This window comes from Amycolatopsis sp. (assembly GCF_035546795.1).
Lineage (GTDB): Bacteria > Actinomycetota > Actinomycetes > Mycobacteriales > Pseudonocardiaceae > Amycolatopsis_E.
In genome coordinates, this window is the sequence record NZ_DASZWC010000003.1 from 289,824 (window position 1) to 314,715 (window position 24,892).

The window sequence follows — 24,892 nt, forward strand, 5'->3', positions numbered from 1 at the left end:
CGGAGTTTCGCAATGGCTCTGCCGGTGGTCCGGTCCGGTGGCCGGACGTGACGGAACTCGACGGGCTCGGCACCCGACTGCGGTCGATCGTCGCGGACGGCGGCGCGGACGGTCCGAGCCGGGTCGTCGCGGCCTGTGTCGAGTTCCTGCCGATCAGCGGTGCCGCCATCACGCTGATGACCGGCCGCGGCGTCCAGGAGCCGCTGTTCGCCAGCGATGCCGTGGTCAGCAGGCTGGACGCGCTGCAGTTCAGCCTGGGTGAGGGCCCGTGTGTGGAGGCGTACGCGGAGCGCCGCCCGGTGCTGGTCGGCGATCTGGCCGTGGCAGGCGGCGCGCGGTGGCCGATGTTCGCCCACGCCGCGCGCGAGATGAAAGTGCGCGGGCTGTTCGTCTTTCCACTGCAACTCGGTGCGATCGCGGTCGGCGTGCTGGAGCTCTACCACCTGGACGCGGGTGTGCTGGCCGGTGCGGGGCTGATAGGTGCGTTGCGAGCGGCGGATGCGGCGCTCTGGTCCTTGCTGGGGTTGCGTTCGGGCGAGAAGCTGGAGACGGTCACCGACGGGGCGTTGCGGGCAGACTTGCCCGACTGGCTCTCCGGCACGCCGTTGCACCGGACCGAGGTCTACCAGGCCACCGGGATGGTTGTCGGGCAGCTGGGTATTCCTCCCGCGACCGCGCTGGCGAAGCTGCGCGGCTACGCGTTCGCACAAAACCGGCCGATCGACGAGGTGGCCAGGGACGTGGTCGCGCGACGACTGCGATTCGACAACGAGGAGCTGGGATGAAAACCGTTGACGACCATGAGCCTGCGCTGGCCGAGGCACTGGTCGACCTCGCCGACACGCTGGTCGACGACTATGACGTACTCGATCTGCTGGACCGGTTGACCGGGAACTGCGTGCGCCTGCTGCCTGTGGACGCGGCCGGGATCGTGCTGTCGGATCAGCGCGGTCACCTGCGGGTTGTGTCCTCTTCCACCGAGCAGGCGAGGGTGACCGAACTGTTCCAGCTGGAGGCCGACGAAGGCCCCTGCCTGGACGCCTTCCGCACCGGGCAGCCGGTCACGGCCCCGGATCTGGCCGAGCCCGCCGGCAGGTGGCCGCGGTTCGCCGAGCGCGCCAGGCACGAGGGCTTCCGCTCGGTCCACGCCCTGCCGATGCGCCTGCGCAGTGAAACCGTCGGCGCGCTCAACCTGTTCCGCACCGAAATCGGCACGCTCGCGCGAGCCGATCTGCGGATCGGGCAGGCGCTGGCCGACATGGCCACCATCGGCATCCTGCACGAGCAGACCGTCCGCCGAGCCGACGTGCTCGCCGAGCAGCTGCAGGGCGCGCTCAACAGCCGGGTGATCATCGAGCAGGCCAAAGGGGTGCTGTCCGGCCGCAGTGAGCTGGACATGGGCCAGGCCTTCGTCCTGCTGCGCGGCTACGCCCGCAGCACCAACCAGCGGCTGTCGGAGCTCGCCCTCGCCGTGGTCAACGACAACGCGGTCGCCGACGAGCTGCTCCGGGGTGCCGACAAGACCCCAAAGGGCTGACTACGCAGTTTTGTTGGTACTGCGGGAAGATCACAGTGTGGGCGTCATCCCGCCGTCGATGAGGATGTCGGTCCCGGTGATGTTGGCGGCGCGGTCGCCCGCCAGCAGGAGAACCAGGTCGGCCACTTCCTGAGGCTCGGTGAACCGGCCCGTCGCCGCCGCGCCCGCGGCCTGCTTCGCGACGGTGGCCGGATCGACGCTCGTGGCCTGCCCGACTGCCGCCGCGACCCCGTGCTCGCCCAGCCAGAGACCGGTGCTGACCGGCCCAGGACTGATCGTATTGACGCGAATTCCGTGCGGCCCCAGCTCTTTCGACAGCGATTTGCTGAAGTTCAGCAGGGCCGCCTTGGCCGCGCTGTAGTCGACGACCAGCGGGTCGGGCAGGGAAGCGTTGACCGACGCGATGGTGACGATGCTGCCGGCGCCCCGTTCGATCAGATGCGGGACCGCGGCCCGCGTGGCCCGGACGGCGGCGAGGAAGTTGAGGGTGATCGTCCTCGTCCAGTCCTCGTCGGCGACGGAGAGGAAACCACCGGTGCGCGGCGTGACCGCGCCGACGTTGTTGACCAGGATGTCCAGCCCGCCGAACCCGGCGATCGCGGCGTCGATCAGCCTCGCCGGGCCTTCCGGGGTCGCGAGGTCCGCGGGAACCGGCCGGACCGGTGCGCGCTCGGCGAGCTCGGCGAGTTCAGGAGTCACGCTGTGGGCACCGGCCACGACGCGAGCCCCTTCGCCGGCCAGTGCCCGCGTGACGGCCAGCCCGATGCCTTTGCCGGCACCGGTGACGACGGCGATCCGGCCGGACAGGTGCAGGTCCATGACGCCCGCTTTCGGTTCGCTGTCAGGAGTTCTGGCGCCGGCGCCACGACAGCCGCGATGAGCCGGAGTCGCGGACGGTCACCCGTTCTGCTCGGTAACGGCGGAAGTGGTGAAGCGCCGGACGAACGCGAGAGCGGTGTCCGCGACCTCCTGCCAGCCGCTGTCGATGGTCAGCGAATGCCCGCGGTTGGCCAGTTCGACGAACTCGGTCACCGCCGGATTGCGTTGCTGTTTGCTGAAAATCGCGTCGCTGATACTGCGCGGAACGGTGTTGTCCTTCTCGCCCGACATGATCAGCATCGGCCCGCGGTCGGTGGCCGTACTGTCCACTTTGGCCTCGGTCCACGGGTTGAAGTTGGCCGTCGCCGCTTGGAACAGCGGGGCACCGGGGGCGGGCACGGCGTAGGCGTCGAACAGCTCCTTGGCCTCGGTGGCACTGACGACGTTGGCGAAGGAATAGCGGAACCGCTCGAAGGTCAGCGGGACGGCCCGGTGCCGGTTGGCCAGGTTGCCAAGGACGGGGCTCGCTGAGCGCAGCGCGGAGATCGGCAACGGGAGAACGCCCCGGAACGGCGCCGAGTCGATCACGACCGTCGCCGAGGACAGCCCGCGGCCCGCGACGATCTGCGCGATCAGACCGCCGAACGAGTGCCCGACGAGCACCGGTTTGCGCGTCAGTTCGGCGATCACCCCGGCGTAGTGGTCGGCCACCTGGCCGATCGTCTTGTCCGCGAGCACCTGTGGATCGGCGAACGCCTCGGCGACCGTGGCCGGGTCGTCCGGCCAGCCCGGGGTGAGCGGCGCGTACCCGGCGTCCTCGAAGACCTTGGCCCACCTGTCCCAGCTGCTCGACAGCAGCCACAGCCCGTGGATGAACACCACCGGTGTCCTGCCGGTGGCGTTGATCCGGTCGATCTCCGCCAGTTCAGCGGACACGAAACGTTGCGGATCTACCGCCATGGAGCCCATCTCCTCGGGCATCGGGTGACACGTGGCAACGCTGCAGAGCATTGACGGTTCGGGCCACCGGGTCCGGGGCGGCAGCGTCACTCTACGCGCGATCGGTGAATTCCGGGACGCATTCACCCTTTTGCCCACCTTGTGTCCAATGTGGACATATAGGTACCGCCTGGGGCGAACCGCGCTCGGTAATGACGACACTACGCGCATCGGCCGCGGGTGACGTTGCCGCTCGGGCGATCTCGTGAAACCCTGGAGGTGGTTCGCGGGCTACCGCGACGAGGTGTTGCTCGAGACCCCGGTTGCGCCCACCCAGTGACGCAGAAATCGGTGGTTCCGCATGACCTTGCCGGCAAGTTCACCCCCCGGCGTCCGAAGCCGGGATTACGCAGTGCTTTCGCAGACGATCAGACAGGCGGGCCTGCTGCGGCGGCGCTACTGGTACTACGGCGTGAAGATCGTCGCCAACGTCCTCGTCTTCGCCGCGGGCTGGGTGCTTTTCGTCCGCCTCGGCGACTCGTGGTGGCAGCTTTTCCTGGCCGCGTTCTTTGCCGTGATGTTCGCCCAGCTGGCCTTCATGGGGCACGACGCGGGGCACAAGCAGATCCTGCGCACGCACCGCGCCAACGACGTGATCGGCTACATCCACGGCGGGATGGTCGGGCTCAGCTACGGCTGGTGGATGGATCAGCACACCCGCCACCACGCCAACCCGAACCAGGAGCAGGACGACCCCGACATCCACATCCCGGCGCTCGCCTTCACCGAGGAGCAGAGCGCGGGCAAGCGGGGCTTCCTCCGGTGGGTGGCCCGGTACCAGGCGTTCCTGTTCTTCCCGCTGCTGCTCCTGGAAGGGCTCAGCTTGCACGTGTCCAGCGTGCAGACCCTCTGGCGCCCCAGGTTGCGGGCCAGGAAAACCGAAGCCATCCTGCTGGCCGCGCATTTCGCCGCCTATTTGACCGTCGTGTTCCTCGTGCTGTCTCCGCTGACCGCGGTGGTGTTCATCCTTGTGCACCAATGTCTTTGGGGTGTCTACATGGGATGCTCGTTCGCGCCGGGGCACAAGGGGATGCCGATCCTGCCCCGCGGGCACAGCCTCGATTTCCTGCGCCGGCAGGTGCTCACGTCGCGCAACGTCCGTGGCGGCGTCTGGGTCGATTTCGTCTTGGGCGGGTTGAACTACCAGATCGAACACCACCTGTTCCCGACCATGCCGCGGCCCAGCCTGCGCCGGGCCCAGCCTGTCGTACGTGCCTTCTGCGCCCAGCGGGATATCGAGTACGCGCAGTGCAGCTGGCCGCGGACCTACGGCTACGTGCTGCAGCATTTGCACGCCGTGGGAGCGCCGCTACGCGCGGCGAAGAGGTGACTGTCCACAAGAGACTTTCGAGCTGAACCGAACTGTCGGCACCGCAAGGTGAAACCGGCAGTCCGGCATTCAGCTCCCGGGAGGCAGGCAGCCCGCTCGCCGTCGGCTTTCCCCGCGGTGGGCGCCTTGGGCTCCAGGTGCGGAACGCAGCTCGGGAGCTGAGACTGCTCGATGGCCGTTACGGCCTGCGGGGTGGCGATCGGTGTGTGCGGGCTCGAAGTCCCGGCAGCTCCGATGGTACGCCGTATCCGGCCGATCCGGAACTGTCCACACTGGACGATCTTCGCCGGGGGGCGAGGGGCGTAGGATGGGTGTTGTCGGGAGCATCTCGTACGCAGGTGGTCAAGCCCGCGTCGTCCCCGACGAAAGCCCAGGTCGGCCGAATCCCGGCCGGAGACGGAGCATCGGCATGACGCCGAGCCCAGCAACATCGATCGCCACCCCTACGCGCTCACGGCTGAAGGCGCAGGCACCCACCACCGGTTTCGTCGACGGTGCGTGGTGGCCGGCGTCCCGGGACCTGGCCGCCGAACTGCCGGAACTGCTTGCGGCGCTGGCAGACCGGCCCGGCCGGATCGAGCGGGTGACCTACAACCTCACCGAATGGGAGGCGGCAGGAAGCCGCCTCAAGATCGACGGTCAGGTCGTCCGGTTGGAAGGATTCCGTTCGCAGCACCCGGACACCGTCACGGTGACCGGACAGGGCTGGCAGCGGCTGACCTTGTTCGTCGTCCCACCCGAAACCGGCCCCGCGGCCGCGAATGATGCGATGACGACGGCCTCACAGCGAGGAAACGGGGACACCGTCGAGGAGCTCGTCGCACTCAGCCGCGCCAGATAGCCGAGGGCGGCCAGCCTCCGGCAGGTCCATACTGGGCGGGTCGGCACTACCGGAGACGAGTTCGCCATGACTGCTAGTGATCCAGCCCTGGTCACCCCGCGGCTGATTCTGCGCGGGTGGCGGGTGGAGGACGCGCCCGCCGCGCTGGCCATCTACGGGCACGCCTCGGTGGCCCGGTGGCTCAGCCCGGCGATGGACCGCGTACCCGATCTCGGGGCGATGCGGCTGTTGCTGCAACAGTGGATCGCCGAAACCGAACGCATGGCACTGCCGGCAGGCCGCTGGGCGATCGAGCGCCGCGACGACGGCCACCTCATCGGCGGGGCGATCCTGCTGCCGCTGCCGCCGGGGAACGAGGACCTCGAGATCGGCTGGCAGCTCGCCCCCGACGCGTGGGGTCACGGCTATGCCAGCGAAACCACTTCCGCCGTGGCGCGCTGGGCTTTCCAGCACGATGTCGACGAGATTTTCGCCGTCGTCCGACCCGGAAACACCCGCGCCGCCGCCACCGTCCGCCGCAACGGCATGCACTGGGTCGGCGAAACCGGCAAGTACTTCGGACTGACCCTGCAGGTGTTCCGCCTCCGCCCCGCCGACCTCGACGAAACCGCCCCCGAGGCCCAACTTCCGCCGGCCTACGGCGCGAACGGCGGCGTTTGACGGAGTGCGAAGCAGGACATGAATCGACCCCTACCGCGTATCCACTGGTAGGGGCCGGTTTCTGCATTTCACGAAGAGTGCCCTCGGCAGGATTCGAACCTGCGACACCTGCCTCCGGAGGGCAGTGCTCTATCCCCTGAGCTACGAGGGCCCATTGCTGGGCAACGCAGTGAAGCTTAGCGCATGCCCGGGCACGCCAATCGGGTGGCCACCTTTCCCGGTGGGCGGGCACGCATTGGGTAATCGACCACCAAGAGGTAGGTTCTGCACAAGTAAGCCTTACCTGTATTGCATACATGCGCATGTGGCTATATCTTGGTATCGGCGAGGAGGCAGGCGATGGGACATGGCCACGGGCACGGCACGGCGAGCGCCTCGGGGCGACACCTGCCGCGGCTGGTCGCGGCCTTGGGCATCGGCGCCGTGTTCCTCGTGCTCGAAGTCGTCGTCGGCGTCCTCACCGGCTCGCTGGCGCTGATCTCCGACGCCGCCCACATGCTCACCGACGTCTTCGGGCTCGGGATGGCGCTCGCGGCGATCGTGCTGGCGCGCCGGAGCGGGCCGACGTTCCGCCGCACCTACGGCCTTTATCGCGCGGAAGTCCTTGCGGCGCTGGGAAATGCGGTGCTGCTCTTCGGTGTCGCGGCGTATGTGGTCTTCGAGGCGGTCGGGCGCATCACGCACCCGCCCGCGGTGCCCGGGCTGCCGGTGCTCCTCACCGCCGTCGCGGGCCTGCTCGCGAACCTCGTCTCGTTCAGCCTGCTGCGCTCGGGTGCGAAGGAAAGCCTCAACGTCCGCGGCGCGTATCTCGAGGTGCTGGCCGACCTGATCGGCTCCGTCGGCGTCCTCGTCAGCGGCGCGATCACGCTCACGACGGGCTGGCGTTACGCCGACCCGATCATCGGTGTGGCGATCGGCCTCTTCGTCCTCCCGCGCACCTTCACCCTCGCCCGCCGCGCGCTGCGGATCCTCTTCCAGCATCCGCCGAAGGAGGTCGACGTCGAGCGCATCGCGGCCGAACTGACCGGCCTCGCGGGCGTGCGCGACGTGCACGACCTGCACGTCTGGACGCTCACCTCCGGGATGGAGGTGGCCTCCGCGCACCTGGCCGTGGAACAGCACACCGAAGCGGCGCAGGTGCTCGTCGCGGCGCAGACGTTGCTCGCCGACAACTACGACATCCAGCACGCCACGCTGCAGGTCGAGCCGTGCGAATCGGCCAAACGCTGCGAGGAACTGAGCTGGTAGCTCAGAGCGGCTGCGCGCCCCTGGCCGTCAGCATCTGCTTCATCAACGTCATCTCGGCGCCCTGCGACTCCAGGATGCTCTCGGTGAGCGTCTTCACCGCGGCGACCGACGTGTGATCGTGCGCGTACTGCGCCATGCCGGTACCGCCCTCGTGATGCCGCAACATCAACTGCAGGAAGTACACGTCCAGCTCATGGCCGGACAGGGAGCGCAGCTTCGCCAGCTCCGCGTTGGTGGCCATGCCCGGCATCGGCGCGTCGCTGGAGGAACTCGTCGCCGACATGCCTGCCATTTCGTGCCCGCCCGCGGACATCCACGTCATGTACGCGCCGGTGGTCTGCTCCGGCTGACCCCACAGCATGAGCCAGCCCTTCATCCGGCCGACCTGCTCCAGCTGCGTGCTCTGGATGTCGAAGGCCAGCTGCCGGACCTGCGGGTCGGTGCTGTGGTCCCGCGCCCAGTTGGCCATGGTCACGGCCTGCAGGTGGTGCACCGACATGTCCTGCGCGAACCCGACCTCCACCGAGCCGGCACCGGGGGTGGCCTGCTCGTCGGAGTTCATCGCCCGCTGGGTCAGGAACATGCCGATCACGGCGCCCACCAGCAGCACCGCGATGACACTGGCGGCGATGACCACCGGACGCGACCGCGGGGGCCGCGCCGGGGCGGTTTCTTCGGCTTCTGTCACTTCGTCCATAAGGAAAAGATCACCGACTGGCGGAGGTGGGCGCGGCCGCGGAGGTGGGCATGCCCGAAGCGCTGTTGTCGGCCTGCGCGCCGCTGGAACCGGTGTAGTTCATCGGCTTGGCGTCCGGCCCCGGCGGGCTCGGGTCGAACGGCGGCGGGTTGTCCGGGTCGAACATCCCGGCACCCAGCGCGTCACAGGAGGCGCCGACCTCGGGGTAGGTGTTCTGGTTCGTGCGCAGCGCGGTGATGAACTCGTCGATCCGCTCGTCGTCGGCGCTGTCCAGCTTCAGCTGGTGGCCCCACGACTGCAGCGAGATCGGCTTGTCGAGCCCGGGGTAGGGCGACATCATCGTGTAGGGCTTGCCCTCGACCTTGGCCTTGAGCTTGTTCAGCGCGTCGCCCTTGATCTGGTCCGGGTTGTAGGCGATCCAGACCGCGCCGTGCTCCAGCGAGTGCACCATGTTCTCGGTGCGCACGGCCACCGGGTAGACGATGCCGGTGCACGCCGCCCAGTACCCGTCGTGCGGGCCACCGAACGGCGGCGAGTGGTCGTAGGCCACCCGCTCGGTAGGCAGGACGTGCACGCTGCCCTGGTACTTCACCGTCACGATGCCCGAGAGCTTCAGCGAAGGATCGGGATTGCTCGCGCTCGGCGCCCACTCCGCCAGCGCCCGCTTCGGCGCCGACTGGACCAGGTAGTACGTGATCACGACGGCGGCGAGGGCCACCACGGCGACCACCGAGATGACGGTGCCCCACGGGAAGCCCCGCCGGGAGACGACCGAGCTACGGGCCGCCTTCACGGCGTTCTTCGAACTGCCCTTTTTCTTCGTGCCGCTGGCCATGGCTCCCGCATTCGAGGTGAGATGGATTTGCCCAGCATGCAGTCTAGGGACCGCGCGTCTGGTCGCTGTCAACGGCCGAGCTCTGTCCACTTACACTCGCGTAGTGACTCCCGCTGTGCTTGCCGACCTCGTCCGCTCGTCTGCCGTCCAGGTGCTTTCCGCGCGTGGCCTCGATCACGCCGTGCTGCCCGAGACCGTGACGATCGAGCGACCGCGCAACCCTGAGCACGGAGACTACGCCACCAACCTCGCGCTGCAGGTCGCCAAGAAGGCGGGCATGGCACCGCGCGAGTTCGCGCAGGCACTGGCCGACGAGGTCGCGAAGGACGACGGCGTGGAAAGCGCCGAGGTCGCGGGCCCCGGCTTCCTGAACTTCCGCCTCGCCGCCGAGGCACAGGGCGAGCAGGTGCGCCAGGTGCTCGCCGCGGGCGAGTCGTACGGCACCGGCGACGCGCTGGCCGGGCAGAAGATCAACCTGGAGTTCGTGTCGGCCAACCCGACCGGCCCGATCCACCTCGGCGGCACCCGCTGGGCCGCGGTCGGTGACGCACTGGGCCGGATCCTCGGTGCGCAGGGCGCCGAGGTCACGCGCGAGTACTACTTCAACGACGCGGGCGCGCAGATCGACCGCTTCGTCCGGTCGCTGATCGCCGCCGCGAAGGGCGAGTCCGCGCCCGAGGACGGTTACGCCGGCGGATACATCAGTGACATCGCCGCCGAAGTGCTGCGCCAGCAGCCCAGCGCGCTCTCGCTGCCCGAACAGGAGCGGCACGAGACCTTCCGCAAGATCGGCATCGAGCTGATGTTCAGCGAGATCAAGAAGTCCCTGCACGACTTCGGCACCGATTTCGACGTCTACTTCCAAGAGGACTCGCTGCACAAGAGCGGCGCCGTGCGCAAGGCCGTCGAGACGCTCAAGGAGTCCGGCCGCCTGTATGCCGCCGACGGCGCGTGGTGGCTGCGCTCGACGGAGTTCGGCGACGACAAGGACCGCGTCGTGATCAAGAGCGACGGCGCCCCGGCGTACATCGCGGGCGACATCGCGTACCTGCAGGACAAGATCGCCCGCGGTTTCGATCTCTGCTTCTACATGCTCGGCGCCGACCACCACGGCTACATCGCCCGCCTCAAGGCCGCCGCGGCCGCGCTCGGGCACGACCCGGCGGTGGTCGAGGTGCTCATCGGCCAGATGGTGAACCTCGTCAGCGACGGCAAGCCGGTGCGGATGAGCAAGCGCGCGGGCACCGTGATCACGATGGAGGACCTCGTCGAGGCGGTCGGCGTGGACGCGGCCCGCTACGAGCTGACCCGGTACTCGGTCGACTCCACCCTGGACATCGATCTGGACCTGCTTCGGAAGCACAGCAACGACAATCCGGTCTACTACGTGCAGTACGCGCACGCGCGGCTGGCTTCGTTGCAGCGCAACGCGGCCGAGCTCGGGCTGAAGCTCGAGGGCGACGCGGACCTGAGCCTGCTGACGCATCCCCGCGAGGGCGATCTGATCCGCACGATCGGCGAGTTCGGCAAGACCCTGAGCAAGGCAGCCGAACTGCGCGAGCCGCACCGGGTCGCGCGGTACCTGGAGAGCCTGGCCAGCGCGTACCACAAGTTCTACGACGTGGCGCGCGTGCTGCCGCAGGGCGACGAGGAAGCGACTCCGCTCACCTTCGCCCGGCTCGCGCTGTGCGCGGCGGCCCGCCAGGTGCTCGCCAACGGTCTGTCCCTGCTCGGTGTCTCCGCCCCGGAACGGATGTAACTCGCGATGACCCATCCAGCTGGTCCTCGGCATGCCGAAGTTCACCCGCACGCCGACACTTCCGGTTTCCCGCCGTCCACCGCCGACGAGCTGGACCGCCTCTACCCGAAGGTGTGGCCCCGCAACGCTTTCCGCTCCTCCGACGGCGTGGTCCGCATCGCCGGGGTCGACGTCCGGGAGCTGGCCGCCACCTACGGCACGCCGCTGTTCGTGGTGGACGAAGCCGATTTCAAGTCGCGCTGCGCGGAGTACGCCGAGGCGTTCGACGACCCGGCGCTCGTGCACTACGCCGCGAAGGCGTTCCTCAGCACGGAAATCGCCCGCTGGGTCGCCGGGCAGGGCCTGAGCCTGGACGTGGCCAGCGGGGGAGAGCTGGCCGTCGCGCTGCACGGTGGTTTCCCCGCCGAGCGGATCACGTTCCACGGCAACAACAAATCGGTCGCCGAGCTGGAAGCGGCGCTGGACGCCGGGGTGGGCACCGTGGTGCTCGACTCGTTCTACGAGATCGCCCGGCTCGCCGACGCCGCCGCCCGCCGTGATGTCGTCCAGAACGTGCTGGTGCGGGTCACCGTCGGCGTCGAGGCGCACACCCACGAGTTCATCGCGACCGCGCACGAGGACCAGAAGTTCGGTTTCTCGCTCGCGGCCGGGGACGCCGCGGAGGCGGTGCGCCGGGTGCTCAACGCGTCCTCGCTGAAGCTGGTCGGCCTGCACAGCCACATCGGCTCGCAGATCTTCGACGCCGACGGGTTCGAGGTCGCCGCCCGCCGGGTGGTCGGCCTGCTCGGCGAACTGGCCAAGGAGCACGGTGACCAGCTGCTCGAGCAGCTGTCCATTGTGGACCTCGGCGGCGGGTTCGGCATCGCCTACACCGACAAGGACAACCCGCCCCCGCCGGCGCAACTGATCACGCAGATCCGCGAGATCGTGCGCAAGGAGTGCGAGTTCGCCGGGCTGCCGGTGCCGCGGATCGCGGGCGAACCGGGCCGGGCGATCGCCGGGCCGGGCACGGTGACCCTGTACGAGGTGGGCACGCTCAAGGATGTTTCCTTGGGGGACAACGAATCCCGCCGCTACGTCAGCATCGACGGCGGGATGAGCGACAACATCCGCACCGCGCTCTACGACGCGAGCTACGACTGCCGCCTGGTGTCCCGCTCCGCCGACGACGGCAGCGGCTCGGCCGGCGCCGCGCTGTCCCGCGTGGTCGGCAAGCACTGCGAGTCCGGCGACATCGTCGTCCGTGACTGCTGGCTGCCCGACACGCTCGCCCCCGGCGACCTGCTCGCGCTCGCCGCCACCGGCGCCTACTGCTATTCGATGGCCAGCAACTACAACCGGCAGCCGCGCCCCGCGGTCGTCGCGGTCCGCAACGGCAGCGCACGGCTGCTGCTGCGCCGCGAGACCGTCGAGGACATGCTGCATCTGGAGGTGTCGTGAGCTCACTGTCTACATCGGACGGAAGGTCGGTGCGCGTCGCGCTGCTGGGCTGCGGCACGGTGGGTGCCGAGGTGGCCCGGCTGCTCACCGAGCAGGCCGACGAGCTGGCCGCCAGGGCCGGCGCGCCGCTGGAGCTGGCCGGGATCGCGGTACGCCGCCCGGACAAGCACCCCGAGCTGCCGCAGCACCTGCTGACCGCCGACGCCGCCGCGCTGGTGGAGTCCGATGTGGACGTCGTCGTGGAGCTGATCGGCGGCCTCGAGCCGGTCCGCACCTGGCTGCTCACCGCGCTGCGCAAGGGAAAGTCGGTCGTCACGGCGAACAAGGCGCTGCTGGCCGAGTACTCCGCCGAACTTTCCGAGGCCGCCGACTCCTCCGGCGCGGACCTCTACTTCGAGGCTTCGGTGGCCGGCGCGATCCCGTTGCTGCGGCCGCTGCGCGAGTCGCTCGCCGGTGACCGGATCACCAAGGTGATGGGCATCGTCAACGGCACCACCAACTTCATTCTGTCCGCAATGGACTCGACGGGCGCCGGTTACGCCGAGACCCTGGACGAGGCGAGCCGGCTCGGGTACGCCGAGGCCGACCCGACGGCCGACGTCGACGGCTACGACGCCGCGTCCAAGGCGGCCATCCTCGCGTCGCTCGCCTTCCACAGCCGGGTGACGGCGGCGGACGTGCACCGCGAAGGCATGTCCGGGGTCAGCGCGTCGGACATCGCGGCGGCGAAGGCCTTGGGGCGCACGGTGAAACTACTCGCGATCTGCGAGCGGGTGACCGCCGACGACGGCACCGAATCGGTGTCCGCGCGGGTGCACCCGGTGATGATCCCGCGCAGTCACCCGCTGGCCGGGGTCGGCGGCGCCTTCAACGCGGTGTTCGTCGAGGCCGACGCCGCGGGCGAGCTGATGTTCTACGGCCAGGGCGCCGGTGGCGCGCCGACCGCGAGCGCGGTGCTCGGCGATCTCATCGCGGTGGCGCGCAACCTGGTGGTGGGCGGCCGTGGCCCGCGGGAGTCCGCGCACGCCGCGCTGCCGGTGCGGCCGATGGGCCAGACCCCGACGCGCTACCACGTCAGCCTCGACGTGGCCGACAAACCCGGTGTGCTGGCTCAGGTCGCGCAGGAGTTCGCGGCGAATGGCGTGAGCATCGCGGCCGTGCGCCAGCGGGACAGGCTGGCCACCGCGAGCCTCGTCATCGTGACGCATCTCGCACCGGACGCGGCCTTGGACGCCACGGTGACAGCGATCGGGAAAATGGACGTCGTGCACGAGGTCGTCAGCGTGATGCGCGTGGAAGGCGAGGACTGACAAGATGGCTACGCCTGGTTGGCCGGGGATCATCGAGGCCTACGCCGACCGGGTGCCCACCCCGGCCGGGGCGAAGGTGATCACCCTCGGCGAGGGCAACACCCCGTTGATGCCGGCACCGCACCTGTCCGAGCTGACCGGCTGCACGGTCTACCTGAAGGTCGAGGGTGCGAACCCGACGGGTTCTTTCAAGGACCGCGGGATGACGGTGGCGATCACGCACGCGCTCGCGAGCGGGCTGCAGGCGGTGATCTGCGCCTCCACGGGCAACACATCGGCTTCGGCCGCCGCGTACGCCGCGCGCGCCGGGCTCACCTGCGCCGTGCTCGTCCCGCAGGGCAAGATCGCGATGGGCAAACTGGCCCAGGCGGTTCTGCACGGGGCGCGGATCCTGCAGGTCGAGGGCAACTTCGACGACTGCCTGGAGCTGGCCCGCAAAACGGCCGTCGACCACCCGGTGACCCTGGTGAACTCGGTCAACCCGGTCCGGATCGCCGGACAGAAGACGGCCGCGTTCGAGATCTGCGACGTGCTCGGCAAGGCGCCGGACATCCACTGCCTGCCGGTCGGCAACGCGGGCAACATCACCGCCTATTGGGCGGGCTACAGCGAATACGCGGCCGATCGTGTGGTCGAAACCACACCGCGGATGTTCGGTTTCCAGGCCGCCGGCGCCGCGCCGCTGGTACTGGGCGAGCCGGTGAAGGACCCGGACACGATCGCCACCGCCATCCGCATCGGCAGCCCGGCTTCGTGGCAGGCCGCGGTCAAGGCGCGGGACGCCTCGGGCGGGCTGTTCGAGAAGGCCACCGACGAGCAGATCCTCGGCGCGTACCGGCTGCTCGCCCGCAAGGAGGGCGTGTTCGTCGAGCCGGCGTCGGCCACCAGCGTCGCCGGCCTGCTGATCACCGCCGCGGACGGGCGGATCCCGAAGGGTGCCACCGTGGTCTGCACGGTGACCGGGCACGGGCTCAAGGACCCCGCGACGGCCCTGGAGGGCAACGTCGAGGTGGAGCCGCTCGCGGTGGACCCGCGGGCCGTGGCGGCGGCGCTGGAGCTGTCGTGACCTCGTTCAAGGTGACCGTGCCGGCGTCCTCGGCGAACCTGGGCCCCGGTTTCGACGCGCTCGGCCTCGCCCTTGGGCTCTACGACGTGGTCGAAGTGCAGGTCATCGAGTCGGGACTGAAGGTCGAGGTGCTCGACGCGGGCGCCGGCGGGGTCGCCGACGTGCCCACCGACGAATCGCATCTGGTGGTCCGCGCGATCCGGCGCACCTGCGAACGGCTCGGCGCGCACCTGCCGGGGCTGCATTTGCGGTGCAGCAACGCGATTCCGCACGCGCGGGGGCTCGGCTCCTCGGCCGCCGCGGTGGTGTCCGGGGTCGCCGCGGGCTACGCCATCGCCGGGAAGCCGCTGGACGACGGCGCGGTGCAACTCGCCGCGGAATTCGAGGGACACGCCGACAACGCGGCCGCCTCGCTGTTCGGCGGCCTGGTCATCGCGTGGTGCGAAGACGGGAAATTCCGCGCCGAAAGGCTCACCCCGCACAAGAATTTGCGTCCGGTGCTCGCCGTGCCCGAGTTGCGCTCGGCCACGGCCACCACGCGTGGGCTGCTGCCCACCGAGGTCCCGCATCGCGACGCGGCCTTCACCGCCGGCCGCGCGGCGCTGGCCGTACATGCGCTGACCTGCGATCCAGGTCTGCTGCTCGCGGCCACCGAGGACAAGCTGCACCAGCACTACCGGGCGCCCGCCTACCCGGCGACGACCAGGCTGGTGGCGCAACTGCGGGCGGCGGGGGTCGCCGCCACCGTGTCCGGCGCGGGCCCGACGGTCCTGGCGTTGACGACAGACGGAATAATTCCGGCAACCGCCGACGTTACCGCCTTCGAAGTCACCGAACTGCCGGTGGACCTGGCCGGAGTCCAGGTCACGGCCGGATAGCGGCGAGGCGGCTGATTCGCGCCACTCCGGGGGTGGTTGTTGCACCGGAATCCCGGTCGGTCTACCCTCGGGGGCGTTCGATCACCGTGCGTTCTCCGCACCCGGTGTCGGTCCCGGGGGATTTTCCCGGATCGCATCTTTCGTTGAGCCGATAATTCCGCAGAGCTGGTGCTAGGGATTGACCTCAGGCGGGTTTCCGGTAGCCGCGGTGGCGAATTCTGTGTGTCCCGTTTGGGGTGCGCAACCCCCCGTGTGGCGGTTCCACCGCTGTGACCTGCGGTCTCAAGCCGGAGAAGCCGCACCGGGGCAGAGAGAACACCGCTGCGCGATCAGACGCGGGCGGTAGTCCGCTGATCCACCTGGAGGCGTGGATCGGTCAGGAAGGACATGTGTGAGCAACACCGATCTTTTGAGCGGTGACCTGGACACCCAGGCCGCTCCGGTCGCGGAGTCGGCGGCCCCATCGAACGGCACCACTGCCAAGCGTCGCAGCGGCGGCCTGTCCGGCATGGTGATCGCTGATCTGCGGGAACTCGCGGCGGAACTGGGTGTCGGGGACACCAAGGGCATGCGTAAGGGCGACTTGATCGCCGCGATCCGTGAGCGGCAGGGCAAGGCCCCGCGCAAGCGCACCGCGGCCGCGTCCGACGACACGCTTCCCTTCGACGGCATCGCGCAGCCGGACAAGAAGGCGGCTGCGCCTGCCGAGAAGCAGGAGAAGGCCGTGACAAAGCCTGCCGAGCAGCCGGCCGCGCGCCCGGCCGAGAAGGCGCCGCAGGCCGAACCGGCCACCGAGCGTCCGGCCGAGGACAGCCAGCAGAACGAGGAGGGCGGTCGCCGCGAGGGCGGCAGCCGTCGCCGCCGCAGCTCCAGCCGGTCCGCGGGCAGCCCCGACGCCGGTCAGCAGCGTGAGGGCGGCCAGCGCGAGGGGGCACCGCAGCGCGAAGGTGGCCAGCGTGACGGCGGCCAGCAGCGGGAGAGTGGCCAGCGAGATGGCGGTCAGCAGCGCGACGGTGGTCAGCGCGATGGCGGTCAGCAGGGCGAGCGCGAGCAGCGTCGCCAGCAGGGTGGCAACCGGCCGCAGAACCAGCAGCGCAACAACAACGGCAACAACGCCGCCAACGACGATGACGACGAGGGCGGTCGCCGGGGTCGCCGGTTCCGTGACCGTCGCCGTCGCGGTGGCCGCGGTGAGGGTGGCGGCGGCAGTGCCGACACCGAGATCCGCGAGGACGACGTCCTGCTGCCGGTCGCGGGTATCCTCGACGTGCTGGACAACTACGCGTTCGTGCGCACCTCGGGTTACCTCGCGGGGCCGAACGACGTGTATGTCTCGCTGTCACTGGTCCGCAAGTACAACCTGCGCCGTGGCGACGCCATCACCGGTGTCGTCAAGCAGCCGCGCGAGGGTGAGCAGCAGCGGCAGAAGTTCAACCCGCTGGTGCGGGTGGACACGATCAACGGCCTCGAGCCGGATGCGGCCAAGAAGCGGCCCGAGTTCACCAAGCTGACCCCGCTCTACCCGAACGAGCGGCTGCGCCTGGAGACCGAGTCGCACAAGCTGACCACCCGCGTGATCGACCTGGTGATGCCGGTCGGCAAGGGGCAGCGCGCGCTGATCGTGTCGCCGCCCAAGGCGGGTAAGACCACGATCATGCAGGACATCGCGAACGCGATCACCACGAACAACCCCGAGTGCCACCTGATGGTCGTGCTCGTGGACGAGCGGCCGGAAGAGGTCACCGACATGCAGCGGTCGGTGAAGGGCGAGGTCATCGCCTCCACCTTCGACCGCCCGCCGTCAGACCACACCTCGGTCGCGGAGCTGTCCATCGAGCGGGCCAAGCGCCTCGTCGAGATGGGCATGGACGTGGTGGTCCTGCTCGACTCGATCACCCGCCTCGGCCGTGCCTACAACCTGGCGGCCCCGGCGTCCGGCCGGATCCTCTCCGGTGGTGTCGACTCGACGGCGCTGTTCCCGCCGAAGCGTTTCCTCGGCGCGGCGCGCAACATCGAGAACGGCGGCTCGCTGACCATCTTCGCCACGGCGATGGTGGAGACCGGGTCCACCGGTGACACGGTGATCTTCGAGGAGTTCAAGGGCACCGGTAACGCGGAGCTCAAGCTCGACCGCAAGATCGCCGAGCGCCGCGTGTTCCCGGCGGTGGACGTCAACCCGTCCGGTACCCGTAAGGAAGAGCTACTGCTCTCGCCGGACGAGCTGGCCGTGCACCACAAGCTGATCCGGGTGCTCAACGCGCTGGACTCGCAGCAGGCCATCGATCTGCTGCTGTCCCGGCTGCGCAAGACGAAGACCAACATCGAATTCCTGATGCAGGTCTCGAAGACGGCGCTCGGCAGCAACGACGACGACTAGGCACCGCGTGCGCACCCTGCCCCCGGAATAGCCCGGGGGCAGGGTGCGTTACCGCAGGGGTCAGTCGATCTGGCAGAATCGATCCGCTGAAGTCCGGCTCCGGTTCACCTCACGCGAGGACCCGGCGGCCAAGAGAGAGGACCCCATGAAGAGCGGTATTCACCCCGAGTACAAGGCCACCACCGTGACGTGTGGCTGTGGCAACACCTTCACCACGCGCAGCACCAAGGCAGAGGGTGCGATCCACGTGGAGATCTGCTCCAACTGCCACCCGTTCTACACCGGCAAGCAGAAGATTCTGGACACCGGTGGCCGGGTCGCGCGCTTCGAGGCGCGCTACGGCAAGCGGGCGAAGAAGGCTGACGACGCCAAGTAGCTTGCTCCACGGCGCCCGCACCCGGCACCCGGGTGCGGGCGCCGCTTTTTTGCGACCCGGTCAGCCTGAAATGGGAGTCACAGAGTGGATTCGTCGTCGCTGCGCGGACTGCTCGACGAGTACGCCGAGCTGGAGAAGCAGCTCGCGGACCCGGCGGTGCACGCCGACCAGTCCCGCGCGCGCAAACTCGGGCGGCGCTACGCCGAGCTGTCCCCGGTGGTCAAAGCGATCCATGAGCTGGACTCCGCTCGTGAAGACCTCACCGCGGCACAGGAACTGGCGCACGAAGACCCGGCTTTCGCGGCCGAGGCCCAGGAAATCGCCGCCCGCGTGCCCACTCTCGAAGCCAGACTGACCGAGCTGCTGCTCCCGCGTGACCCGTACGACGGTTCGGACGTCGTGATGGAGATCAAGTCGGGTGAAGGCGGCGAGGAGTCCGCGTTGTTCGCGGGCGATTTGCTGCGGATGTACCTGCGCTACGCCGAGCGGCATGGCTGGAAGGCCGAAGTGCTCGACTCGGTGGATTCGGACCTTGGTGGCTATAAGGACGTCACGGTTTCGGTGAAGAGCAAGGGAAACGACGCCGCCGGAGTGTGGGCACGCCTGAAGTTCGAGGGCGGTGTGCACCGCGTACAGCGCGTACCGGCTACTGAGTCGCAGGGCCGCATCCACACCTCCGCCGCCGGCGTGCTCATCTACCCCGAGCCGGAGGATGTCGAGGTCGAGATCGACCCGAACGACCTGCGCATCGACGTGTTCCGCTCGTCCGGCCCCGGTGGGCAGAGCGTGAACACCACCGACTCGGCGGTGCGGATCACCCACCTGCCGACCGGGATCGTGGTCTCGTGCCAGAACGAGAAGTCGCAGATCCAGAACCGTGCCCGCGCCATCCAGGTGCTGCAGGCGCGGTTGCAGGCGATGGCCGAGGAAGAGGCCGCGAGCAAGGCCGCCGACGCCCGCCGCTCGCAGGTCCGCACGGTCGATCGCTCGGAGCGGGTGCGCACCTACAACTTCCCGGAGAACCGGATTTCGGACCATCGGGTCAACTACAAGGCGTACAACCTCGATCAGGTCCTCGACGGTGACCTGGATGCCGTGCTGGACGCACTGGCGAACGCCGACCGCGAGGAGCGATTGGCGCTGGCCGGGGGCGGCTGAGGTCGAGGACTTCGTTTTCCCTTGCGCCGCAACAGCAACGGACGCGCGCGGAGTGCAAACTGCGTCTGGGATCGGTGCGGGGAGGGCCCGGCCGGGGCGGTGGTGCCGTGGCGTTGCCCGGCGGTGGTTGGCGGTCGAGATTCCGTGTCCGGCCTCGATTTCCACACGAGCGGATCGGCGAGCCGGCGAAGACTCGCGGTGCGCTTGCGGCATACGTCCCCACGATGTAATGACGCCTGTGCCAAAGTTAGAAGCGTGAAGCGGCAACCCTTGCGCCTGGCCATCCTCGAGGCGACCAGGATCCTGGAGGAAGCCGGCGTCGCGTCACCCCGGACCGACGCCGAGCTCCTTGCCGCGCACGTACTGGGCGTGGAGCGGGGCCGGTTGCCGTTGATCCCGCTGGTCGACCCGCCGGTGATCGACGCGATCGGGCAGCTGGTGTCGCAGCGCGCGAAGCGGGTCCCGCTGCAGCATCTGACCGGCTGGGCCGCGCTCGGGGATATCACGGTCAACGTCGGGCAGGGTGTGTTCATCCCGCGCCCGGAGACCGAACTGCTCCTCGAATGGGGCGTCAACCTGCTCAAGGGCCGCGAGTATCCGGTTGTCGTCGACCTGTGCACGGGCTCGGGCGCGCTCGCGCTGGCCATCGCCCACGCGGTGCCGGACGCGGTGGTCTACGCCGTGGACATCGACTCCAACGCGCTGGCCTGGGCCCGGCACAACGCCGACGCCCGCGCGGCGCTGGGTGACACGCCGATCCGGCTGTACTCGGGCGACGTAGGGGACAGCACGATCTTCGCCGAGCTGGACGGCTTGGTGGATCTCGTCGTGTGCAACCCGCCGTATGTTCCGCCGGGCGGGGAGCTGCCGCCCGAGGTGATCGACTACGACCCGGCGCAAGCGGTCTTCGCGGCCGAAGCGGGGCTGGCCGTCATCCGTCAGGCGGTGGCGACGGCCGCGAGGCTGCTGAAGCCCGGCGGCGGAATGGCGGTCGAGCACGACGATTCCCACGGTGCCGCGGCGCCGGCCATCGTCGCGTCGCGCAAGGTGCTCACCGAGGTCCAGGACCACAAGGACCTGACGGGGCGCCCCCGGTTCGTCACCGCGCGCCGCGTCTGACCGACGTCGCTTCGCGCGGTATCCGGGAGAGCAGCCAGGGCGCCGGAACCCAGGATGGCGACGGGGATAAGCTCCCGGGCTATGAGTGCGGTGTACGACTGCAGCCGCCCGGACTCCCGGGCCGACGGGCTGGCGGCGGCCGCCGGAGCGGTGCGTTCCAGCCGCCTGGTCGTGTTGCCGACCGATACGGTGTATGGCATCGGCGCGGATGCGTTCGACGCGGGTGCGGTACGCGCGTTGTTGCGCGCCAAGAACCGCGGCCCGGACATGCCGGTCGGTGTCCTGGTCGGTTCATGGTCCACTGTGGACGGTCTGGTGCTCGGAATGCCGCCGCAGGCCAGGGCTTTGATCGAAGCCTTCTGGCCCGGGGATCTGTCCATTGTGCTGCCGCACGCGCCGAGTCTGCAGTGGGACCTCGGCACCACGCGCGGCACGGTGATGCTCCGGATGCCGCTGCACCCGGTGGCGCTGGAGCTGCTGCGCGAGGTCGGCCCGATGGCCGTCTCCAGCGCGAACGTCTCCGGCCGGCCGCCCGCCGCCAACGCCCAGGACGCGCAGGAGCAGCTGGGCGAGTCGGTGGCGGTGTACCTCGACGGCGGGCCGATCGAGAACGCGCGGCCCTCCAGCATCGTCGACCTTACCGGCGACCCGGTCCTGCTGCGTGAAGGTGCCGTCAGCGCCGAGGAGATCTCCGAGGTGCTGGGCGTACCGGTGGCCGCCCCGTCCTGATGACTCCGATCACGACAGCCGGTCTCCCGATCCGGGAGTACATCCTCGTCGGGCTCATCTCGGCGACCCTGACCTATCTGCTCACCGGGCTCGTCCGGCGCTTCGCCATCCGCGCCGGCGCGATCGCCAACCCCCGTGCCCGCGACGTGCACGTCATCCCGATTCCGCGGATGGGCGGCATCGCGATGTACCTCGGTGTCGCGGGCGGAATGGCGCTGGCACACCAGTTGCCCGTGCTGCGGCGTGCCTTCGAGTACTCGTTCGACCCGGTGGGCGTGCTGCTCGGCGGGCTGGTGATCGTGCTGATCGGCGCGGTCGACGACCGGTTCGAGATCGACGCCTGGACCAAACTCGCCGGACAGGTGCTGTGCGCGGGCCTGCTGGTGATCTTCGGCGTGCAGTGGAACGTGTTCTGGGTGCCGTGGAGCGGCAACGGGGACGCGCTGGGTTCGGTGGTCATCCTGGACAGCAACCAGGGCAGCCTGCTGGTGGTGCTGCTGGTGGTGCTGCTGGTCAACGGGATGAACTTCGTCGACGGACTCGACGGGCTCGCCGCCGGCCTGGGCTTCATCGCCGCGGCCGCCACCTGCGCGTTCTCGCTCGGCCTGCTCAGCTCGTCCGGCGGCGACGTCGGCAGCTACCCGCCGGCGCTGATCGCCGCCACGCTCGCCGGGGCCTGTCTGGGCTTCCTGCCACACAACTTCCAGCCCGCGAAGATCTTCATGGGCGACTCCGGATCGATGCTGATCGGCCTGATGCTGGCCGGGGCCACCACCTCGGCCTCGGGCAAGATCAGCTATGTCCGGTTCGGCGGTTCGGACGCGCTGGCGCTGCTCTCGCCGCTGCTGGTCGTCGTCGCGGTGCTGTTCCTGCCGATGCTGGACCTGGTGATGGCGGTCATCCGGCGGACCCGGCGCGGGGAGAGCCCGTTCGCCGCGGACAAGATGCATCTGCACCACCGGCTGCTGGAGATCGGCCATTCGCAGCGGCGGGCCGTGCTGCTCATTTATCTGTGGGCCGGGCTACTCGGTTTCGGTGCCGTTTCACTCACGCTGTTCGATACGGCCGCGGTGTTGTGGGTGGTCGGGCTCGGACTGGTGCTCGCGGCTCTCGTTTCGGTCATCCCTAGACTGAGGTCGAGGAACCAGCAGGGAGCGGCATGAGGACTGCTTGCAGGTCCGAATCATCGAGCACCATGCTGGCCGACGCAGAAACACTGCCGCGGCTTGCCGCGTCCGCCAAGGAGGCCGCATGACCGAGAAGACCGAGAAGACCGAAAACCCGCACGCCCAGTCCGTACTGCGGCTGGCCGACGCGATGTTCCGGTACGCGCTGTGGCCGGGAGTGGCGACAGTCGTGATCGGCGCGATCGTGTCTGTGATCTGGGTCGGGGTGCCCGGGCTGCTCGGCGCGATCGTCGGCGGCATAGTGGCGTTCGCCTCGTCGCTGGCCACGCTCTGGATGATGCGCAAGACCTCCGCGATGGAGCCGATGGCCGTGATGGCGGTGGCGCTCGGTGGCTACATCTTCAAGGTGCTGGTGCTGCTGGGCGTGATGATGCTGCTGCGTGGAGTACACGCACTGCATCCGAAAGCGCTTGCGCTCACCATGTTGGCCGTCATTCTGGTGTGGGCCGCGGCGGAGTTCACCGCCTTCAAGAAGACGAAGATTCCCACCATCATTCCGTCGGCCGACTAGTACCCGAACCGGTTAAGGAGTACGGCCGTACGGTGTCGGAAAACCGACTGGTATCGTCCGTTTCGTGGAGGCGGATATCGGCCGCGCTCCCGATGGCGGTACCCCGACCAGCACTGTGGCGATCGAGAGGGAACCACGGAGTGCTGGGTCGGCCGGTCCGTTCTCGAGGGACGTTACGCCGAGTTTCCCGGTGGCTGACTGTTCACCCCTTGTTCACCCTGGGGAGCCGCTTCCAACTACCCGAAACGTATCGGGTACGTTAAGTCCAGATCGTGACGATTCCCCCGGCGGAGTGAACGCCGGCCGGGAGAACCGGAAGGAGCCCAGTTGGGCGCGCTGCTAGTGGCCGAGGGTGACACATTCACGCCCCCTGGTGCCGGTGACTTCGACCTGCCGGCGATCTTCGGCCCCGTAACCAAGCCGATGATCCTGGTCGTCCTGTCGGTCATCATCGTCGCCGCGTTCTTCCTGATCAGCTCACGCAAGCTCAAGATCGTACCGGGCAGGTGGCAGTTCGCCGCCGAGTCGGTCTACGACTTCGGACGCAACAGCATCGCCCGTGAGCAGATCGGTTCGAAGGACTTCAGGCCCTTCATCCCGCTGATCCTGTCGCTGTTCACCTTCATACTGGTGAACAACCTCTTCGGGATCATCCCGATCCTGCAGTTCCCGACGATGGCGCACATCGGTTTCCCCGTCGCCTTGTCGGTACTGGTGGTCTACCCCGTCTACCACTTCGTGGGCATGAAGCGGCACGGCGTCGGCGGCTACCTCAAGAACCAGCTCTTCCCGCCGGGCGCGCCCAAGCTGGTGTACCTGCTGCTGACGCCGATCGAGTTCATCCAGAAATTCATCATGAACCCGATCACGCTCGCGATCCGGGTTTTCGCCGCCATGTTCGCCGGGCACCTGATCCTGATGGTGTTCACGGTGGCGGGCGAATTCCTGCTGCTGCACGCGAGCGCGGCGTTCAAGCCGGTTTCGATCGTGTCGTTCCTCTTCGCGCTCTTGATGACAGGTGTCGAGGCGCTGATCCAGGTCATCCAGGCCTACGTGTTCGCCATCCTCTCGGCGAACTACATCGGCGCGGCGCTGGCCTCCGAGCACTAAAGAAGACCATCACAACCGCAAGCCCCCGATCCGCGGAGTACGCGGACCGACTGGAAAGGGATATACCAAGTGAGCAACATCGTTCTTGCGCAGGCGGCCGAATCCGCGGTGAACCTCAACCCGGGCCTCGCCGCCATCGGTTACGGCCTCGGCGCGATCGGCCCCGGTATCGGTGTGGGTCTGATCTGGGCCGCGGTCATCAACGGCACCGCCCGGCAGCCGGAGGCGCAGGGCAAGCTGATGGGTATCGCGTGGACCACGTTCGTGCTTACCGAGGTGCTGGCGCTGCTGGGTCTGGTCATCTACTTCATCGCCTCCGCTGCCTGAGTTAACCGCTCAACGCTGAAGGAGTCGTTGTGAAGACGCAGATCCTGCTCGCCGCCGAGGACGCCCCGAACCCGGTGCTCCCCGATCTCGGCGAGATCATCCTGGGCCTGGTCGCCTTCCTGATCTTGCTGTGGCTGCTGTGGAAGTTCGCGGTGCCACGCTTCGAGAAGCTCTACGAAGAGCGGACCGCCAAGATCGAGGGCGGCATCGAGAAGGCGGAGAAGGCACAGGCCGAGGCCGAAGAGGCGCTGGCCAAGTACAAGGCGCAGCTCGCCGAGGCCTACACCGAGGCGGCGAAGATCCGCGATGACGCGCGGCTCGAAGCCGAGCGGATCAAGGAAGAGCTGCGGGCCGAGGCGCAGGACGAGGCCGCACGCATCATCGCGCAGGGCCACGCCGCGCTGCAGGCGCAGAAGGCGCAGATCGTCGCCGAGCTGCGCGCGGAACTGGGCCGCAACTCGGTCGAGCTGGCCAGCCGGATCGTCGGGGAGTCCCTGGAGGACGAGACCCGCCGCCGCGGCACGGTCGACCGTTTCCTCGCCGAACTCGGGACCGGTAACGGAGCAGGGAAGTAGAAGG

The 24,892-nt window shown here is 68.8% G+C and carries 25 protein-coding genes and 1 tRNA gene; 21 read left to right on the top strand and 5 right to left on the bottom strand.

Annotated features, from left to right (window positions below):
- Positions 1–47 precede the first annotated feature (47 nt).
- Positions 48–785 carry a GAF and ANTAR domain-containing protein gene (locus tag VHD82_RS04870; RefSeq protein ID WP_325697394.1) on the top strand — a complete coding sequence of 246 codons (738 nt, stop codon included), beginning with the start codon at positions 48–50 and terminating at the stop codon, positions 783–785.
- The gene (locus VHD82_RS04875) at positions 782–1,537 is read left to right on the top strand and encodes a GAF and ANTAR domain-containing protein (RefSeq protein ID WP_325697396.1); all 756 of its coding nucleotides are present in this window, start codon (positions 782–784) and stop codon (positions 1,535–1,537) included. The genes VHD82_RS04870 and VHD82_RS04875 overlap by 4 nt, the downstream gene beginning before the upstream one ends.
- A gap of 30 nt (positions 1,538–1,567) precedes the next feature.
- Here the strand turns inward: VHD82_RS04875 and VHD82_RS04880 are convergent, their stop codons facing one another.
- Positions 1,568–2,356 (bottom strand): oxidoreductase, encoded by a 789-nt coding sequence (locus tag VHD82_RS04880; RefSeq protein ID WP_325697398.1) that lies wholly within the window; start codon positions 2,354–2,356, stop codon positions 1,568–1,570.
- A gap of 78 nt (positions 2,357–2,434) precedes the next feature.
- Positions 2,435–3,316: an alpha/beta hydrolase gene (locus VHD82_RS04885; RefSeq protein ID WP_325697401.1), complete on the bottom strand. Its 882-nt coding sequence runs from the start codon at positions 3,314–3,316 to the stop codon at positions 2,435–2,437.
- 340 nt (positions 3,317–3,656) lie between these two features.
- Here VHD82_RS04885 and VHD82_RS04890 point away from each other — a divergent pair, with 340 nt between their 5' ends.
- From VHD82_RS04890 to VHD82_RS04900, 3 genes are all read left to right on the top strand, one after another.
- Complete coding sequence (locus VHD82_RS04890) at positions 3,657–4,685, top strand: acyl-CoA desaturase (RefSeq protein WP_325697403.1); 1,029 nt, start codon at positions 3,657–3,659, stop codon at positions 4,683–4,685.
- 409 nt (positions 4,686–5,094) lie between these two features.
- Entirely contained in the window at positions 5,095–5,526 is a 432-nt protein-coding gene (locus VHD82_RS04895; RefSeq protein WP_325697405.1) for a DUF5994 family protein, read from the top strand.
- A gap of 66 nt (positions 5,527–5,592) precedes the next feature.
- Positions 5,593–6,186, top strand: a complete 594-nt coding sequence (locus VHD82_RS04900) for a GNAT family N-acetyltransferase (protein ID WP_325697407.1) — start codon at positions 5,593–5,595, stop codon at positions 6,184–6,186.
- Positions 6,187–6,264: 78 nt separating this feature from the next.
- Here the strand turns inward: VHD82_RS04900 and VHD82_RS04905 are convergent.
- Positions 6,265–6,337: transfer RNA gene (locus VHD82_RS04905), tRNA-Arg, on the bottom strand.
- Between the two features lie 188 nt (positions 6,338–6,525).
- On the opposite strand from VHD82_RS04905, the gene VHD82_RS04910 reads away from it, so the two are divergent.
- Positions 6,526–7,434, top strand: coding sequence for a cation diffusion facilitator family transporter (locus VHD82_RS04910; RefSeq protein ID WP_325697409.1), 909 nt, complete (start codon positions 6,526–6,528; stop codon positions 7,432–7,434).
- A gap of 1 nt (position 7,435) precedes the next feature.
- Here VHD82_RS04910 and VHD82_RS04915 read toward each other — a convergent pair whose 3' ends face one another.
- On the bottom strand, positions 7,436–8,131 hold the full coding sequence (locus tag VHD82_RS04915) for a DUF305 domain-containing protein (RefSeq protein ID WP_325697411.1): 696 nt from the start codon (positions 8,129–8,131) through the stop codon (positions 7,436–7,438).
- 10 nt (positions 8,132–8,141) lie between these two features.
- Positions 8,142–8,966, bottom strand: coding sequence for a DUF3105 domain-containing protein (locus tag VHD82_RS04920; protein WP_325697412.1), 825 nt, complete (start codon positions 8,964–8,966; stop codon positions 8,142–8,144).
- Between the two features lie 103 nt (positions 8,967–9,069).
- Between VHD82_RS04920 and argS the strand changes: the two genes are divergently transcribed.
- The 15 genes from argS to VHD82_RS04995 all read left to right on the top strand — a co-directional run bounded on the left by argS (position 9,070) and on the right by VHD82_RS04995 (position 24,888).
- Positions 9,070–10,725, top strand: coding sequence for an arginine--tRNA ligase (argS, locus tag VHD82_RS04925; protein WP_325697414.1), 1,656 nt, complete (start codon positions 9,070–9,072; stop codon positions 10,723–10,725).
- Between the two features lie 6 nt (positions 10,726–10,731).
- A complete protein-coding gene (gene lysA, locus VHD82_RS04930; RefSeq protein WP_325697416.1) occupies positions 10,732–12,165 on the top strand; it encodes a diaminopimelate decarboxylase in 1,434 nt (477 codons plus the stop codon).
- Between the two features lie 5 nt (positions 12,166–12,170).
- Positions 12,171–13,475, top strand: a complete 1,305-nt coding sequence (locus VHD82_RS04935) for a homoserine dehydrogenase (protein ID WP_325697518.1) — start codon at positions 12,171–12,173, stop codon at positions 13,473–13,475.
- 4 nt (positions 13,476–13,479) lie between these two features.
- The gene (gene thrC, locus VHD82_RS04940) at positions 13,480–14,541 is read left to right on the top strand and encodes a threonine synthase (protein WP_325697418.1); all 1,062 of its coding nucleotides are present in this window, start codon (positions 13,480–13,482) and stop codon (positions 14,539–14,541) included.
- Entirely contained in the window at positions 14,538–15,419 is an 882-nt protein-coding gene (gene thrB, locus VHD82_RS04945; protein ID WP_325697420.1) for a homoserine kinase, read from the top strand. Before thrC ends, thrB begins: the two co-directional genes overlap by 4 nt.
- A 391-nt stretch (positions 15,420–15,810) precedes the next feature.
- Complete coding sequence (rho, locus tag VHD82_RS04950) at positions 15,811–17,796, top strand: transcription termination factor Rho (RefSeq protein WP_414637445.1); 1,986 nt, start codon at positions 15,811–15,813, stop codon at positions 17,794–17,796.
- Positions 17,797–17,941: 145 nt separating this feature from the next.
- Positions 17,942–18,172: a 50S ribosomal protein L31 gene (gene rpmE / locus VHD82_RS04955; RefSeq protein WP_325697422.1), complete on the top strand. Its 231-nt coding sequence runs from the start codon at positions 17,942–17,944 to the stop codon at positions 18,170–18,172.
- A gap of 84 nt (positions 18,173–18,256) precedes the next feature.
- A complete protein-coding gene (gene prfA, locus VHD82_RS04960; RefSeq protein ID WP_325697424.1) occupies positions 18,257–19,330 on the top strand; it encodes a peptide chain release factor 1 in 1,074 nt (357 codons plus the stop codon).
- A 255-nt stretch (positions 19,331–19,585) separates the two neighbouring features.
- The gene (prmC, locus tag VHD82_RS04965; RefSeq protein ID WP_325697426.1) at positions 19,586–20,449 is read left to right on the top strand and encodes a peptide chain release factor N(5)-glutamine methyltransferase; all 864 of its coding nucleotides are present in this window, start codon (positions 19,586–19,588) and stop codon (positions 20,447–20,449) included.
- An 81-nt stretch (positions 20,450–20,530) separates the two neighbouring features.
- Positions 20,531–21,178, top strand: coding sequence for an L-threonylcarbamoyladenylate synthase (locus VHD82_RS04970; RefSeq protein WP_325697428.1), 648 nt, complete (start codon positions 20,531–20,533; stop codon positions 21,176–21,178).
- Positions 21,178–22,341 (top strand): MraY family glycosyltransferase, encoded by a 1,164-nt coding sequence (locus VHD82_RS04975; RefSeq protein ID WP_325697430.1) that lies wholly within the window; start codon positions 21,178–21,180, stop codon positions 22,339–22,341. The genes VHD82_RS04970 and VHD82_RS04975 overlap by 1 nt, the downstream gene beginning before the upstream one ends.
- Before the next feature lie 88 nt (positions 22,342–22,429).
- Positions 22,430–22,876 carry a hypothetical protein gene (locus tag VHD82_RS04980; protein ID WP_325697432.1) on the top strand — a complete coding sequence of 149 codons (447 nt, stop codon included), beginning with the start codon at positions 22,430–22,432 and terminating at the stop codon, positions 22,874–22,876.
- 327 nt (positions 22,877–23,203) lie between these two features.
- Positions 23,204–23,986, top strand: a complete 783-nt coding sequence (gene atpB / locus VHD82_RS04985; protein WP_325697434.1) for a F0F1 ATP synthase subunit A — start codon at positions 23,204–23,206, stop codon at positions 23,984–23,986.
- A 69-nt stretch (positions 23,987–24,055) separates the two neighbouring features.
- On the top strand, positions 24,056–24,313 hold the full coding sequence (locus VHD82_RS04990; protein ID WP_144747278.1) for an ATP F0F1 synthase subunit C: 258 nt from the start codon (positions 24,056–24,058) through the stop codon (positions 24,311–24,313).
- A gap of 29 nt (positions 24,314–24,342) precedes the next feature.
- The gene (locus VHD82_RS04995) at positions 24,343–24,888 is read left to right on the top strand and encodes a F0F1 ATP synthase subunit B (protein WP_325697438.1); all 546 of its coding nucleotides are present in this window, start codon (positions 24,343–24,345) and stop codon (positions 24,886–24,888) included.
- Positions 24,889–24,892: the final 4 nt, after the last annotated feature.